Origin of the sequence: Streptomyces aculeolatus (assembly GCF_020400605.1) — a bacterium.
GTDB lineage: Bacteria > Actinomycetota > Actinomycetes > Streptomycetales > Streptomycetaceae > Streptomyces > Streptomyces aculeolatus.
In genome coordinates, this window is record NZ_JAINRD010000001.1 from 233338 (window position 1) to 248367 (window position 15030).

Consider the following 15030-nt stretch of genomic DNA (forward strand, 5'->3'; position numbering starts at 1 on the left):
TGGCCGGTTCCCGACTTTCCGGAGTCCGCCGCTCCGCGCCGGCCGCGGGGGGTCAGTCCCGGTCGAGCGCCATGCTCGTCGCCCACGACACGATGCTGATCACCAGTCCGCCGAGCACCGCCGTCCAGAAGCCGTCCACGTGGAAGCTCAAGTCCGATTTGTCCGCGATCCAGGAGGTGAGCATCAGCATCAGCGCGTTGATCACGAGCGTGAACAGCCCGAGGGTCAGCAGCAGTAGCGGCAGCGACAGGAGTTGCACGAGGGGCTTGACGACGAAGTTCACGACGCCGAAGATCAACGCGACCAGCAGCAGTGTGACGGCCTTGTCGGCGTTGTCGTGACCGGTCAGCCCGATGTCGGGGATCAGCCAGACCGCGACCGCGAGGGCGGCGGCGTTGGCGAGTGTTTTGATCAGAAAAGTCTTCATGGGTGTGATCGTTCCAGAGGTAGTCGGGAGCACCATGGACGCGGAGGGCGGAGCACGATGAAGGCATTCCGGCTGGACGACCTGGAGGCGGAGCGCCGTGCGAACGACGGAGCGTACCTCCAGTTCCTCCGGGAGCGGAACATGTCGGTGGGCCTGTACGCGCTGGACGCCGGATCGCCCGATCCGCAGCAGCCGCACAGCCAGGACGAGGTCTACGTGATCATGAGCGGTCGCGGCTCCGTCACCGTCGGCGACGAAACCCTGCAGGTCGGCAGGGGCTGCGTCGTCTACGTACCGGCGGGCGTGCCGCATCGTTTCCACCACATCACCGAGGATCTCCGGGTTCTGGTGGTCTTCTCTCCACCCGAGGCGTGAATCAGTCCCTCAGGGTCGCCTCGGGGTTCGTTCCGGGGTGGACCGGGGCAGGGGGCACTCCCGTCCGCCCGCCCGGCGACCTAGCATCGGAGGCACCGGGACAACCCCGGCGTACCCGAGGAGGAATGACCGTGTCCGTGAAAGAGATCACTGCGGGACTGCCGTGGTGGGTGACGTGGGTGCTGATCCCGGCGATCGTGCTGGTGGTCTTCGGCAGCCTGATCATGTGGGTGGTCGGCATCATCATCGGCCTGCTGTTCAAGGTCCTGCTGGCCGCGGCGCTGATCGCGGGTGCGATCTTCCTGGTGCGGAAGTTCATGAGCGCGTCGTCGTCGAAGAGCGACTGGTAGCCGACCCGCCCCGCCCCGCCTCCGGCGCTACCTCCGGCGCCGCCGACCGCCGCCGCCCCGGCGGCGGGAGGGGCCCTCGGGAGGAGCCGCGGCAGCGCCGGAGCCCGTACCCGCCCAGGAGCCGCCCGGCCCCTGTCCCGTACCGGACCCGGGCCCTGACCACGGCCCCTGCCCTGGCCCCTGTCCCGACCCGGATCCGTGTCCCGGCCCGGGTCCCGGACCCGGGCCCGGCTCCGCAGGCACCGGCCGCGGCCCCGGACCCGCCCCCGGCCCCGGCTTCGTCCCCGGTCCCCGGTGACGGTCGGCCGAGACGACGAGCGCCGCGAGGCCCGTCGTCAGCGGCACCGAGGCGACCAGCCCGATGCTGCCCACGAGGGTCCGTACGATCTCCTCCGCGACGAACTCGCTCGTCGCCACCGTGCCGACGCCCTGGTCGGCGATCGTGAAGAGCAGCAGCAGCGGCAGCGCCGCCCCCGCATACGCCAGGACCAGGGTGTTCACCACCGACGCGATGTGATCGCGCCCGATCCGCATCGCGGACGCGTACAGCTTCCGCCACGGCGCCGACGGATCCGCCTGCCGCAGCTCCCACACCGCGGACGCCTGCGTCACCGTCACGTCGTCCAGCACCCCGAGCGAGCCGATCAGCACCCCCGCGAGCAGCAGCCCGCTCATGTCGATGTCCGGGTACTGGGTGTGGATCAGCCCCGTGAAGTCGTCGGTGTTCCCGGTCAGTTCCGACCAGCCGATGAACAGCGAGCCCAGCAGCCCGATGAGCAGCAGCGACGCCAGCGTGCCGAGCGCCGCCACCGACGTACGCACGTTGAAGCCGTGGCACAGGTAGAGCGCGATCAGCATGATGGCACTGCCGCCGACCACCGCCACCACCAGCGGATTCGACCCGTCGAGGATCGCCGGCAGGATGAACAGGATCAGGATCGCGAAGCTCACCGCCAGCGCCGCGAGCGCCGCCAGCCCCCGCAGCCGCCCCACCACGACCACCGCCCCCGCGAACACCAGCGCCAGCGCCGCCATCGGCACCGTACGCACCACGTCGGAGACGGCGTACTGCAGCTCGCGCGGCGCCTTCGGCGAGTAGGAGACGACGAGTTCCTGCCCCACGTCGTACCGCCGGGACGCGTCCGGCGCGACGACCTCCGTGAACGTGCGCCCCGCGTGCTTGCCCGACGTCACCTCGATCGTCGCCTGCTCGCACACCGCGTCCTCGTCGGGACGCGGCTCGTCCGCGTCGCCGCCGCCGCCCGGCGGCCCCTGCTCCTGGATCTGCGCGCCCACGTCCGCGCACTTCACTTCCTCGACCTTCGTGACCTTCGCCCGCTGCCGCTCCTGGTCGAAGCCGATGCCGCTGCGCTCCCCCGCCGGTTCGTCACCCGGCCACAGCGCGATGAGCCCGGCGAGCACCGCCAGCGCGAACGGGACGAGCACCGCGGCGATCACCGTACGCAGCCGGTGCGAGGCGGGCGGAGCCGGAGCGCCGCCGTGGTCGTGGGAGTGGCCGTGCGAATGTGTCACGGCCAGATCATCGCAGGAGCCGCCCCGGGGCCCCCTTCCGCGCCGGGACGCAGGGCGGTTAGCGTAGGCGGAGAACTGCACACCGCGGGAGCTCGGAGCACCGGGCTGAGAGGGCGCTGACGGATCCGCAAAGGACCGAGGCTGCGCCGACCGCCGAACCTGTTACCGGGTAATGCCGGCGTAGGGAGTGGGTCTCCATGACCGTTTCGGATGCACGTACGCCCGCCACCGGGGACGCCGCGACACCGGCGGAGTCCGCGGAATCCACGGCGATCGGCTGGCACAAGGACCACGTCGAGCACCCCGCACGGCCCGACATCAGGGTCCCCGTGCGGCGCGTACACCTCACGAACGGCCGGGACGTGACGCTGTACGACACGTCCGGGCCGTACACCGACCCGACCACCGACACCGACGTACGCCGCGGGCTCACCCCGCTGCGCGACACCTGGATCATCGCCCGCGGCGACACCCAGGAGTACGCGGGCCGCCCGCCCCGCCCCGAGGACGACGGCCTCAAACACACCGCCCCGCGCGGCGGCCTGCGCAACCTCGACGCCGTCTTCCCCGGCCGCCCGCGCCAGCCGCGGCGCGCCCGCGGCGCGGCCGTCACGCAACTCGCGTACGCCAGACGCGGGGAGATCACCGCGGAGATGGAGTTCGTCGCGCTGCGCGAGCGCGTCGAGCCCGCCTTCGTACGCGACGAGATCGCCGCCGGCCGCGCCGTACTCCCCGCGAACGTCAACCACCCCGAGTCCGAACCGATGATCATCGGGAAGAACTTCCTGGTGAAGGTGAACGCCAACATCGGCAACTCCGCCGTCACCTCCTCCATCGAGGAGGAGGTGGAGAAGATGACGTGGGCCACCCGCTGGGGCGCCGACACGGTCATGGACCTGTCCACCGGCCGCAACATCCACACCACCCGCGAGTGGATCCTGCGCAACTCCCCCGTCCCCATCGGCACCGTGCCGCTCTACCAGGCCCTGGAGAAGGTCGACGGCCGCGCCGAGGAACTGACCTGGGACGTCTACAAGGACACCGTGCTCGAACAGTGCGAGCAGGGCGTCGACTACATGACCGTCCACGCCGGCGTCCTGCTGCGCTACGTCCCGCTCACCGCCCGCCGCAAGACGGGCATCGTCTCCCGCGGCGGCTCCATCATGGCCGCCTGGTGCCTGGCCCACCACCGCGAGTCGTTCCTCTACACCCACTTCGACGAGCTGTGCGAGATCCTCGCCGCGTACGACGTGACGTTCTCCCTCGGCGACGGCCTGCGCCCCGGCTCGATCGCCGACGCCAACGACGAGGCGCAGTTCGCGGAGCTGCGCACGCTCGGCGAGCTGAACCGCATCGCGAAGTCCCACGGCGTACAGACCATGATCGAGGGCCCGGGACACGTCCCCATGCACAAGATCAAGGAGAACGTGGACCTCCAGCAGGAGATCTGCGAAGAGGCCCCGTTCTACACCCTCGGCCCCCTGGCCACCGACATCGCGCCCGCCTACGACCACATCACGTCCGGCATCGGCGCGGCGATGATCGCCTGGTGGGGCACGGCGATGCTCTGCTACGTCACCCCGAAGGAACACCTGGGCCTGCCCGACCGCGACGACGTCAAGACCGGCGTCATCACGTACAAGATCGCCGCCCACGCCGCGGACCTCGCCAAGGGCCACCCGGGCGCCCAGGACTGGGACGACGCCCTGTCGGACGCCCGCTTCGAGTTCCGCTGGGAGGACCAGTTCAACCTGGCCCTCGACCCGGACACGGCCCGCGCGTACCACGACGCGACCCTGCCGGCGGAACCGGCGAAGACGGCACACTTCTGCTCGATGTGCGGCCCGAAATTCTGCTCGATGAAGATCAGCAGAAGCATCACGGAACGCTTCGGCGCCGACGAATCGGCGGAGCTGAGCGCCGAGGAGATCGAACGCGGCATGCTGGAGAAGTCCAGGGAGTTCGCCGACGCGGGCAACCGCGTCTACCTCCCCCTGACGGACTGACCCGACGACACACAACCGGCCCGCGCCCCCAGGAGGGCCGCGGGCCGGCCGTGCGCCCGAACCATCACGAGACGCCCGGCACCCCTGTCCCTGTCCCTGTCCCTGGGCGCCGCCTTCGGCGCCGTCGCCGGCCTGATCGCAGGGGTGGCCGGCGCGGTGATCTCCGGCCGCCGGACCTTCGAACTCGCCGGGCGCTGGCAGGGCGACCACCACGACGGCGTACCGATCTTCGTCCTCACCCACCGGGCGGACGACGGGGACGTGCCACCCGGCCACGCGCGCTTCGTCACCGACGTCGAGGAGTGCGCCCGCCGGGCCCGCGCCGCCGCCGGGGACCGGCCGGTCATGGTCCACGGGGCGGGCGCCGCCCAGGCGCTCCTGCGCGCCGGGCACATCGACGAGATGGAGATCCACCTGGTGCAGGTCCTCCTCGGGGACGGCCGGCGGCTCTTCGACCACCTCGGTGACCGGCACATCGAACTCGACCTCGTCCGGCGGCTCGACGACCGGGACGTCACCCACCTCCGCTACCGTGTGCGCCGACCCGAGGAGGCCGCGTGAAGACCCTGTTCGTCGCCTACCGCGTCACCGACCTGGACCGCTCCCTCGGCTTCTACACCGCCCTCGGCTACGAGGTGCTGGGCCGCGTCGAGCCCGGCGACGGCAGTCGCCTCGTGATCCTCCGGTTCCCCGGCGAACCGGCGGCCTCCCTCGAACTGGTCCACCGCCCCGCCGGCGGACCCGTCGACGTGGGCAGCGGCGTCGACCACCTCGCGATCCAGACGGACGCGCTGTCCGACACCCTGGAGCGGCTGGCCGGCGCCGGCCTGAAGCCGGGGCCCGTCGAGTACCCGGGCGGTCCGGACGGGCCGAGGACGTCGTGGCTCACCGACCCGGACGGCTACCGGATCGAGTTGGTGCAGTGGCCGCCCGGGCACCCCGACGGCCTCACCGCCGCGGACTTCGCCTGAGCCGGTCCGACGGGTCCGCCGCCCAGCGTGAGGGGCTCGCGGTCTCTCCCCGCCGCGGCGGCCGGGTCTACACTCTTTCCCCACCGAACGCGACCCGGGGGAGGGGCCGTTGACCGCGGAGGGGGAGGCAGCGGGCGCGTCCGCTGCGGGCGGGGGCAGCGGTACCGGGGCTGCTGCCGGCGGTGGTGAGTACCGCGGTGGTGCGCACGATGGCAGTGAGCACGGTGGTGCCGACATCCGGCCGCTGGAAGAGGACGACCCCGCGGCACTCGGCTCGTACACGCTGCTCGGGCGGCTCGCCTCCGGCGGCATGGGACGTATCTTCCTCGCCCGTTCCGTACGCGACGGCTCCCTCGCCGCCGTCAAGACACTCCTCGCCGAAGGCGAGGTCGACCCCACCGACCGGCGGCGCTTCGCGCGCGAGGTGAAAGTCGCCCGGCGCGCCGAGGGCGTACGCACCGCGCGTGTCCTCGACGCCGACCCGGACGCGCCGCGGCCCTGGATGGCGACCGAGTACGTGCCCGCCCCCTCGGTGGCCGAACTCGTACGCCGCGCCGGGCCGCTGGCCGGGACCGCCGCCCGCTGGGTCACCCGCGGCGCGCTGGAGTCGCTCGCGGAGCTGCACCGCCAGGGCATCGTCCACCGCGACGTCAAGCCGCAGAACCTGCTCCTCGAACTCGCCGGACCCCGCCTGATCGACTTCGGCATCTCGCACGCCGCCGACCTGACCCGCACCCAGCTCACCCTGGGCACCGTCGCCTTCACCTCCCCCGAACAGGCCGCCGGCGAACCGTCCACCGCCGCCTCCGACGTCTACCGAGCTGGCGGAGCTCCCGACGGTGCCGGACGCGGGCGGCTGGCTGCCGGCGCCGTGGGCCGGGCTGATCGACGGGTACGCGCGGCAGGGGCGGGCACTGGCGGCGGACCCGCGGGTGCTGCGGGAGGACGGGGGCGCTTCCGGGAGCACGGAGGGGCGCGGGCAGGCCTGGCCCGCGCCGGCGGGCGGGGCAGCGGGTGCGACGGCGGCTGCCACCCAACTGCCGCCGAAGACGGTACGGGAGGCGCCGGACACGGTGCGGGAGCCAGCCGTCGCCGCACCGGACCCGGGCCGGCCGGCGGCACCGGCTTCCGAGGTTCCCGGGCCGCGGCGGAGCGCGGGTGCCCCCGGTCCCGTAGCGGAAAAGGGCGGGAATGACGAAGAAGGTGAAGAGGGTGAAGAGCGCGAGGGGCACGGGCGGGGCGCGCGGGTCTTCGTACGCTCCGTACGGACCCTCATGGCCCTCATCCTCCTCGTCCTCTTCGGCGGCGGCGCCTACTCCTACTTCCGCTCCCAGCAGTCCGCCGAACCCGACGCGACCGACCGCGCCTTCGCCGACGTGGCGACCGGCGAGTGCGTACGCACCGGCCTCGACCCGGCGAGCGGCTGGACCGGCACCGCGCCCGACGCCGTCGCCTGCGGCGCCGCGCCCGACGCACCGTGGCGGGTGATCGCCACGGAGAGCGGCGGCCACGTCGAGCGGTGCATGGGCACCGACGCGGCGGTGGCGTGGAACCGGCAGAGCGACGCGGGCATCGTCAGCATCTGCCTGGAACGGCGGTTCACCGAGGGCGAATGCGTCATCGGCACCGCGCCGCAGCAGGGCTCACTCCTCGACGTCACGCCGATCACGGACGACGCCGTGTTCGCCACCACCGTCGGATGCTCCGACACCGCACCGGAGGGCCGCGCGGTGCTGCAGGTACTGGCCCAGGTCACGGGCGCAGAAGAGTGCCCGGCGCAGACACAGGTGCGGTACCTGTTCAGCGAACGGGGGCGGACCCTGTGCCTGACCTCGGCGTGACCCCCGCCCCGCTGCACCGCGCCGACCCGCGCCACCTCGGCCCGTACCGGCTCGTCGCCCGCCTCTCGGCAGGCGGCATGGGCCGCGTCTACCTCGCCGTCGAAACCGGCACGGGCGAACTGGCCGCCGTCAAAACCCTCCTGGCGCAAGGGGAGGCCGGCGACGCGGACCGGGCGCGGTTCGCCCGCGAGGTCGGCGTGGCCCGGCGGGTCGCCGGGCCGCACACCGCGCGGGTACGCGCCGCAGACCCCGAAGCGCCGCGGCCGTGGCTCGCCACGGACTACGTGTCGGCGCCCTCCCTCGCCGAACTCACCGCGCGCGGCGGCCCCGCCGACCCCGCGACCGTCGCCGGACTCGCCGCCGACTGCGCGACCGCCCTGGAGGCACTGCACGCCGCCGGCGTCGTCCACCGCGACCTGAAACCGCAGAACGTGCTGCTGCCCGCCGACGGCATCCGCGTCATCGACTTCGGCATCTCGCACGCCACCGACCTCACCCGGACCCGGCTGACCCTCGGCACCCTCGCCTACATCGCCCCCGAACAGGCCCGCGGCGAACCCGCGACCCCCGCCTGCGACGTCTACGCGCTCGGCGCCACCCTCTGCACCCTCGCCACCGGCCGCCCGCCGGCCCCCGACACCGGCGACCCCGTCCGGCTGCTGGCACTCGTCGCGCGCGGCGCCGTCGAACTCGACGCCGTACCGGAGCCGCTGCTCGGCCTCGTACGCGCCTGCCTGGTGCTCGACCCGACGGCCCGGCCGCAGCCGGGCGAACTGCGGGAGCTGGCACAGGAGGCGGGCGCGGCCGCCGCCGCTTCGGACGGTGGCGGGGGAGGCGGTGCCGCCGGGTCGGCGTGGCCGGGCATGCCGGACCGGTGGGCGGGGATCGTCCTGGCGTACCAGCGGCAGGGGCGGGAACTGGCGGAACGGTACGGGGGCACGGAACCGGCGCCGCCGGGCGGGCCGGCGCCGGCCGGGCAGGCGGGCCCCGCAGGGGCGGCGGGGCGGGGGCGCAGCCACGGCGGGCGCCCGTACCGGAGGCGCCTGCGCCCGAGGCGTCCGCGCCTGAAGCGCCCGCGCCCGAGGTGTCCGTACCCGAGGCGACGGCTGTGGATCCCGGTGCCGCCAGGGCCCGTGCCCGCACCCCGGAGCCCTCGACCGGCGGGCCCGCGCGGCGCTACGCCGGGCTGACGCCCCGGGGTTGGCGGGCCGCCGGCAGCCTGGTCGGGAACTGCGCGGGGCTCGGCTTCCTCCTCCTCGGCCTGCTCGCCGTCGGCGCCACGCTCATCGCGATCGTGGTCGCCGTCGTCTTCTTCTGAGTCTTCTTCCGACCCCGGCCCGCGACCCGCACTCGCTCCCCGTCGTCGCCGGGCACGCCCGCGGCGTACCCGCGCGCCCCGCTATATCCGGTCCGCCGCACCGAGATACAGCCCCGCCAGCCGCGGCAGGCGCCTGTGCATCTCCCCGTCGTCGTCGAAGTCGAAGTCCTCCCCCATGTCGTGCACCCCCATGTCGTGCGCCGCGCCGCGCTGCCCGTCCGCCGGCCGGTACGCGGCCCACGCCTCGTGGAACGCCTCCTTGCTGCCCGTCAGGCGCTCGAAGGCGGCGCCCGCCGCGTAGTTCACCTCTTCGAGGAACAGCACGTCGTCGTGGCCCGCCCGCGCCGCCTCGGCGACGGCCGGATGCCCGGCGAGGCTGTCCGGCGCGGCGGCCGCGCGCTCGTACCACTCGCGGCCCAGGGCGATCACCCCGGCGCGGAAGTCCATGAAGCTGTCGTCCGAGCAGCCCCCGCCGATCACATACGCGGCAGCCCACACATCCCAGCGGTACAGCGCACCGTGCACCTCGCCGAACCGCTCCGCGTACTCGAGGATCTCCTGCGGGGGGAGACCCGCGAGGAGCCGCACGAGCGCCTCGTCGAACGTCACACCGCCCGCAGCCGCGGAGGAGCGCGCCGATTCCACGAGGTGCCAGAACCGATCGATGTCCATGGCCCGTACTGTGGCACCGGCCACTGACATTCCGGTCTCATCCAGCAAACGCGTTGCACGGGCGCGGCGGGCATGGCACATTGGCGCCCGTCCGTGCTCCCACGGGCGAACCCGTCGGCCGTCCCGGCCGGCGCAGTCACGGTGAGGAACGAAGCCTTTGATCCCGGCGCCCGTCAGCGGCCGCCGTCGGCGCCGAGCGGCGCGCCCGCTTCCGTAGCGGACCCGCACGCTCGAACCGCCGGACACGAACCGTCCCGTACGGCGGCCCCACGATGCCCACGCGCACAGCCGTGGGCGCTCTGTCCTGCGTTCACACACCAGAGACTTTCGTGAGGTCGACACCACCGTGGCTACTCCCTTGGACGAGCAGGTCCAGAACTTCGCCGTCGCCAACCTCCGGCGCCGCCCCGACGTCGTCATGACCGGCGGCTTCGTCGCCGGCTTCTCCCCCGGCACCGACAGCCCGTACCTCAACTACGCGACCCCGCTGCCCGGCACCTCCCCGACCCGCGCCGACATCGCCGCGCTGGTCGGCGCGTTCCGGGTGCGGGGGCTGCTGCCCCGGCTGGAGTTCGCACCCGAGGCCGCGCCCGCGGCCGCGGCGGCGCTGCGGGAAGCGGGATTCGGGACGGAGGCCGTCCACGAATACCTCGTCTGCACCCCCGACACGTACACCGACCCGCTGCCCGGCGGTGACGGGCCGCGGGTGGAGACGCCCGCCACCGACGCCGAGTTCCAGGCGCTGGACGCGGCGCTCGCCGAGGCGTTCGGTGGCGTGTTCGCCGCGTCCGCCGACGGCGCGGCGCGGCTGCGGCGGCTGGGGCAGGACGGCGGGGAGGTGCGGTTCGTACGGGCCGGGGACGGCGGCTGCGCCGGCGGCGCCACGTGCTCGCCGCCGGCCGAGGACACCGCGGAACTCGCCGGCGTCGGCACCCGCCCCGCGCACCGGCGCCGCGGTGTCGCCGCGGCGGTGACCGCGGCGCTGACGGAGGCGATGTTCGCCCGCGGGGCCGGCTCGGTGTGGCTGGAGTACTCCGGCGAGAGCTCACGCGGCACGTACGCCCGCGTCGGCTACCGCCCCGGCGGCACCCGCCTGTACGTCTCCCTGCCCGCGGCACCGCCCGCCTGACCCGGACCCGGCCGGGCGGCTCCCCCCCTTGCGGGAGCCGCCCGCCGGCGCGGCTTCGGCGGCCGGTCAGAGCTCCGGCTGCCAGGGGAGGACCCGGAAGTCGCCCGTGCCGCGCTTGACCTTCTCGAACGGCGCCGAACTCACGCACGGCGCCAGGTCCTTGTCCTCCACCGGGCTGCCCGTGGCCGCCCAGCTGTAGCCGAGGCGGTCGTTGCGGCCCTGGTCGTGGACGGTGACGCCGACGCGCAGGCCCTTCGCGCCCGGCAGGTCGGTGTCGGTGATGACGCCGGAGACGACGGCCACCTTGCCGCCCGTGACGAGGCAGTCGACGTCGGCCTCCGCCCAGGCGCCCTCGCCGTTGAGGTAGTGGCTGAAGCGGAAGGTGCCGGTCGCCCGGAGGGGGTCGTCGTTGTGCTTCGCGGCGAGGCGGGCGTCGAAGGAGAAGGTGATGTCGTCGCCGAGCGAGCGGGTCAGCTTCGCGGTACCCGTCAGGGAGGCCGCGGGCCGCTGCCCGCGGTCGGCACTCGCGGGGTTCTCGGCGCTCTTGCCGCTCTCGGCGCTGCCGGCGCCGCCGTCGCCGGCCGCGGCGGCGGTACCGGACGTGGCCGTGGCGAGCAGTGCGGCGGCGAGGGCGACGGTGCGGAGGCGGTTGCTGCGTACGTAACGCAAGAGGCGTGCTCCTCAAGGGCTGTTGCCCGGACGGTCCGGGTGCCAGCAGCCTCGCCCGCCGCGGGCACGCACCGCGTCAGACCGCGGCGGCAAACGGCGTACCTCCCCGGTCTGCCGCACCACCCCGCCCGGCTACCTCCCCGGCATGACACGCTGTACGTGACCAGGGAAGCTTCCCACCGCCGGCCGCGGAACCCCGCCACGGCGTCGGGAGTTCCCCACGGAACCGGGATGCGCCGGAGCCGCCGCCGCAGCCGCCGCACGACCGCAACGGAGAGGGGCCGCTTCCATGCCCACCGGACCGCTCGCCAAAGGCGCCAACCTGCCCGTCGACGCCCCCGCGGTACGCGCCGAACTCTCCTGGTCCGCAGGCCCCGCCGTACCCGACGTCGACGCCTCCGCGCTGCTGCTCACCGCGGCCGGCCGGGTCCGCGACGACGGCGACTTCGTCTTCTACAACCAGCCGCAGCACACCTCCCAGGCGGTCACCCACCTCGGGAAACAGCAGGCGGGCGGCCGGTACACCGACACCGTCGAGGTCCTGCTGACGTCCCTGGGACCGGACATCGAACGCGTCGTCCTGTGCGCCTCGGCCGACGACGGCACCTTCGGCCAGGTACCCGGGCTGTCGATGCGGCTCCTGGACGCCGCAACGGGCGCCGAACTGGCCCGCTTCGACATGGAAGCGACCACGGAGACGGCCTTCGTCGGCGGTGAACTGTACCTGCGCGGCGGCCGCTGGAAGTTCCGCGCGGTGGGCCAGGGCTACGCCTCCGGCCTCGCCGGCCTGGCCACGGACTTCGGCATCACGGTCGACGACACCCCTCCGCCCCCTCCCTCCCCCACCCCGCCCACACCCACCCCCGCCCCGCCGACCCCGCCCCCGGCCGCCCCGGCACCCTCCGCCCCGCAGGCCCCGATGCCGCAGGCCTCCGCCCCGCAGGCCTCCGCCCCGCAGGCGCCGATGCCTCAGGCACCCGCCCCGCAGGCCCCCATGCCTCAGGCGCCCGTGCCGCCCGCGCCCGCTCCCGGGCAGGGGCCGCCGACCGCTCCCTACCCGCCGGCTCCCCCCGCCGCCGCACCTCCTGCCCCGGGCCCGTATCCCGCGCCCGGCGGCCACCCCGCGCCGACGGCCGCCGCCTCACCCGCCGCGTCCGGCGGGCCGCGTCTGGTCAAGGGCGAGGAGCACCTGCCGGTCGACATGCGCAAGCGGCTGTCGCTGCGCAAGGAGCAGGTGGCCGTCAGCCTGCGCAAGCACGGGGCCGCCGGCGTCTCCGCCCGCGTCATCGTCGTCCTGGACGCCTCCGGTTCCATGACCCGCCTCTACGCCCAGGGCGTCGTCGCCGACGTCGTCGAGCGGGTGGCAGCGGTCGCCGCGGAGCTGGACGACGACGGTGCCATGCAGGCGTGGACGTTCGCCTCCCATCCGGCCCGGCTTCCGGACCTGCTTCTGGGGGATCTCCCCGACTGGCTGCGACTGCACGTACGGGTCGGGCAGCTGGCCCTCTTCCGCCCCCGCAAGAAGCGCAAGGGCCTGGAGAACGGCCAGATCGACATGCGGACGGTCGGTATCCAGAACGAGGAGCAGAAGGTCATCGCCGAAGTCCGCGCCTACGTCCGCGAGAACCCGGCACCGGATCCCACGCTCGTGCTGTTCTTCTCGGACGGCGGCGTCTACCGCAACGCGGAGATCGAGCGCGAGCTGCGGGAAGCGGTCGAGGAGCCGATCTTCTGGCAGTTCGTGGGCCTCGGTGCCTCCGACTACGGCGTACTGGAGCGGTTCGACAGCCTTGTGGGCCGCCGCGTCGACAACGTCGGGTTCTTCGCCGTCGACGACATCAGTGGCCTCCCCGACCCCCAGCTCTACGACCGCCTCCTCTCACAGTTCCCCGGCTGGATCACCGCCGCCCGCGCCGCGCGCATCCTCTGACCTCCCCGTCCGGGCCCTGCCCGCGCCCGGCCCGCGCGCGGTCTCGGTCCCGGCACTTCCGGGCGGCCGGCCTGTCCTCCCGTGCCTGGGCCGGGCCACCGCGCCACCGCCCGTTGGGCGTCGGCCGCGGGCCGGTCAGCCTGCGGCTGCGGCCGTGTGCGGGACGAGTGCGGATATGACCGCGTCCCACAGCTCCGGTGGTGGCATCTGGTGCCCCATGCCGGTCAGGGGTACGAGCTCGGCCCCCGGGATCTCGCGTGCCAGCGCCTCGCCGTGGGCGTAGGGAAACAGCGGGTCGTGCGTGCCGTGGAACACGAGGGTCGGTGCGGTGATGTCGCCCAGCGACTGCGCGGGCGGCTCCTTTCCGCCGTCGAGGACCCAGTGGTTGGCGGCCGCGGCGGGGACGGGGCTGCGGTCGAAAGCCCGGCCGGCGACGCGGCGTACCCGCTGCTCGTCCACGGGGATGGCACCGGCGAAGGTGCGCTCACCGGCGAGGAAATGGGAGATGACCGACTCCCGGTCCGACCAGTCCGGCCCCGGCTGCGGTTCCGCGAACTTCCGTGACAGCTCCTCGCTCATCGGCGGCAACCCGGGACGGTCGGGCCCGCCCGGTGTCGCCGGGCTCGTGGAGATCAAGGTGAGCGAGGCGACCCGGCCCGGATGCCGCAACGCGATGAGCTGCGCCATTCCGCCGCCCATCGAGACGCCCACGAGGTGCGCGGAGTCGAGGCCGAGTGCGTCGAGCAGTCCGACCACGTCGTCTATCAGGTCCTCGCCGCCGTAGGACGGCTCACCCACGGGGAAGGTCGTGGACCGGCCCGTATCGCGCGTATCGAAGCGGACGACGTACCGCCCGGCCGCGGCCAGGCGTGAGCAGAAGCCGTCCTCCCACCAGTCCATCGACGCCTCGGCGCCCCCGATCAGCAGGATCGGCGGATCCGCGGCCGCACCGAACGCCTGCGTACAGATTTCGACATCCCCGACCCGCACCAACCGCTCGGCCGCGGGCCGGACTTCCGCCGTGCCGTTCATGACTCGCCTCCCTCACCTGGCTTTTCCGAAGGTTACTACATTTCTCAAAGCTCGTGCTACATTTTTCGTAGCGAAATTGGGAGCGCGGAAGGAGAGCGGCGATGGCGAGGGGCAGCGGCGACGAGAGGCGGACTTACGGGCAGGCGTGCCCGATCGCCCATGCGCTCGACATGATCGGGGAGCGCTGGGCGCTGCTCGTCGTGCGCGAGCTGCGCCTGGGCCCCCGGCGTTACGCGGACCTGCAGGCCGCGCTCCCCGGCATCGGGCCCAGCGTGCTGTCCCAACGCCTGCGGGACCTGGAGCGGTTCGGTGTGCTCGCGCACCGAGCGCTGCCGCCACCCGCCTCGGCGAAGGTGTACGAGCTGACGGAGTGGGGCAGCGAGCTGGAGCCGGTCTTCGCCGCTTTGCGCAGGTGGGGGCTGCGTTCGCCGGTGATACCGCTGAAGGGGGTGCTGACCTCCGACACCGTTCTGCTCGGGCTGCGCGCCTACTTCCAGCCGCAGCCGCATGCGGCGTGGTCGGCGAGCTACCGCATAGAGCTGGAGCGTGAGGTGTACGGGGTGGAGGTCGCCGACGGCGAGTTGACCGCCGTGCGGCGCGGCGAGGAGCCGAGGTCTCCGGACGTCGCGGTGACGACGGACCACGACACGCTGCAGTCGGTTCTGTCCCACGAGCGTCCGCTGGCCGAGGCGGTCGAGGCGGGGGAGCTGAGGGTCGAGGGTGACGGGGAGGTAATGGAGCGGCTGGTGGCGGCGGTGCAGCGGCGCTGAGGCCCCG

At 73.7% G+C, this 15030-nt stretch carries 16 protein-coding genes and 1 pseudogene; 12 read left to right on the forward strand and 5 right to left on the reverse strand.

Going from position 1 to position 15030, the window contains the following annotated elements; translation table 11 throughout:
- Positions 1 to 52 precede the first annotated feature (52 nt).
- On the reverse strand, positions 53 to 427 hold the full coding sequence (locus LG396_RS00845; protein ID WP_018838752.1) for a phage holin family protein: 375 nt from the start codon (positions 425 to 427) through the stop codon (positions 53 to 55).
- 57 nt (positions 428 to 484) lie between these two features.
- Here LG396_RS00845 and LG396_RS00850 point away from each other — a divergent pair, with 57 nt between their 5' ends.
- Both LG396_RS00850 and LG396_RS00855 read left to right on the forward strand, forming a co-directional pair.
- Positions 485 to 802: a cupin domain-containing protein gene (locus LG396_RS00850; protein WP_018838751.1), complete on the forward strand. Its 318-nt coding sequence runs from the start codon at positions 485 to 487 to the stop codon at positions 800 to 802.
- A 137-nt stretch (positions 803 to 939) separates the two neighbouring features.
- Positions 940 to 1152 carry a DUF5326 family protein gene (locus tag LG396_RS00855; RefSeq protein ID WP_037748066.1) on the forward strand — a complete coding sequence of 71 codons (213 nt, stop codon included), beginning with the start codon at positions 940 to 942 and terminating at the stop codon, positions 1150 to 1152.
- Positions 1153 to 1179: 27 nt separating this feature from the next.
- Here LG396_RS00855 and LG396_RS00860 read toward each other — a convergent pair whose 3' ends face one another.
- Positions 1180 to 2685 carry a YibE/F family protein gene (locus tag LG396_RS00860; RefSeq protein ID WP_225793169.1) on the reverse strand — a complete coding sequence of 502 codons (1506 nt, stop codon included), beginning with the start codon at positions 2683 to 2685 and terminating at the stop codon, positions 1180 to 1182.
- A gap of 197 nt (positions 2686 to 2882) precedes the next feature.
- On the opposite strand from LG396_RS00860, the gene thiC reads away from it, so the two are divergent.
- From thiC to LG396_RS00895, 7 genes and pseudogenes are all read left to right on the forward strand, one after another.
- Positions 2883 to 4691 (forward strand): phosphomethylpyrimidine synthase ThiC, encoded by a 1809-nt coding sequence (thiC, locus tag LG396_RS00865; protein WP_037747875.1) that lies wholly within the window; start codon positions 2883 to 2885, stop codon positions 4689 to 4691.
- A 150-nt stretch (positions 4692 to 4841) separates the two neighbouring features.
- A pseudogene (locus LG396_RS00870) lies at positions 4842 to 5252 on the forward strand (dihydrofolate reductase family protein); the annotation flags it as partial.
- Positions 5249 to 5662, forward strand: a complete 414-nt coding sequence (locus LG396_RS00875; protein ID WP_225793170.1) for a VOC family protein — start codon at positions 5249 to 5251, stop codon at positions 5660 to 5662. The pseudogene LG396_RS00870 and the gene LG396_RS00875, both read left to right, overlap by 4 nt.
- A 109-nt stretch (positions 5663 to 5771) precedes the next feature.
- Entirely contained in the window at positions 5772 to 6857 is a 1086-nt protein-coding gene (locus LG396_RS00880; protein ID WP_225793171.1) for a serine/threonine-protein kinase, read from the forward strand.
- 79 nt (positions 6858 to 6936) lie between these two features.
- Positions 6937 to 7503 (forward strand): hypothetical protein, encoded by a 567-nt coding sequence (locus tag LG396_RS00885; RefSeq protein ID WP_225793172.1) that lies wholly within the window; start codon positions 6937 to 6939, stop codon positions 7501 to 7503.
- Entirely contained in the window at positions 7485 to 8693 is a 1209-nt protein-coding gene (locus LG396_RS00890; RefSeq protein ID WP_225793173.1) for a serine/threonine-protein kinase, read from the forward strand. The genes LG396_RS00885 and LG396_RS00890 overlap by 19 nt, the downstream gene beginning before the upstream one ends.
- Positions 8612 to 8821 (forward strand): hypothetical protein, encoded by a 210-nt coding sequence (locus LG396_RS00895; protein ID WP_225793174.1) that lies wholly within the window; start codon positions 8612 to 8614, stop codon positions 8819 to 8821. Before LG396_RS00890 ends, LG396_RS00895 begins: the two co-directional genes overlap by 82 nt.
- A gap of 81 nt (positions 8822 to 8902) precedes the next feature.
- On the opposite strand, the gene LG396_RS00900 is transcribed toward LG396_RS00895, so the two are convergent.
- Positions 8903 to 9493, reverse strand: coding sequence for a DUF4240 domain-containing protein (locus LG396_RS00900; RefSeq protein WP_225793175.1), 591 nt, complete (start codon positions 9491 to 9493; stop codon positions 8903 to 8905).
- 358 nt (positions 9494 to 9851) lie between these two features.
- Here LG396_RS00900 and LG396_RS00905 point away from each other — a divergent pair, with 358 nt between their 5' ends.
- Positions 9852 to 10622 (forward strand): GNAT family N-acetyltransferase, encoded by a 771-nt coding sequence (locus LG396_RS00905; protein WP_225793612.1) that lies wholly within the window; start codon positions 9852 to 9854, stop codon positions 10620 to 10622.
- Between the two features lie 66 nt (positions 10623 to 10688).
- On the opposite strand, the gene LG396_RS00910 is transcribed toward LG396_RS00905, so the two are convergent.
- Positions 10689 to 11291 (reverse strand): Repetin, encoded by a 603-nt coding sequence (locus tag LG396_RS00910; protein WP_225793176.1) that lies wholly within the window; start codon positions 11289 to 11291, stop codon positions 10689 to 10691.
- 289 nt (positions 11292 to 11580) lie between these two features.
- Between LG396_RS00910 and LG396_RS00915 the strand changes: the two genes are divergently transcribed.
- Entirely contained in the window at positions 11581 to 13221 is a 1641-nt protein-coding gene (locus tag LG396_RS00915; RefSeq protein WP_225793177.1) for a VWA domain-containing protein, read from the forward strand.
- A 135-nt stretch (positions 13222 to 13356) separates the two neighbouring features.
- On the opposite strand, the gene LG396_RS00920 is transcribed toward LG396_RS00915, so the two are convergent.
- Positions 13357 to 14253, reverse strand: a complete 897-nt coding sequence (locus LG396_RS00920; protein WP_225793178.1) for an alpha/beta fold hydrolase — start codon at positions 14251 to 14253, stop codon at positions 13357 to 13359.
- A gap of 101 nt (positions 14254 to 14354) precedes the next feature.
- Here LG396_RS00920 and LG396_RS00925 point away from each other — a divergent pair, with 101 nt between their 5' ends.
- Positions 14355 to 15023, forward strand: coding sequence for a winged helix-turn-helix transcriptional regulator (locus LG396_RS00925; RefSeq protein WP_225793179.1), 669 nt, complete (start codon positions 14355 to 14357; stop codon positions 15021 to 15023).
- The last annotated feature ends 7 nt before the right edge of the window (positions 15024 to 15030 follow it).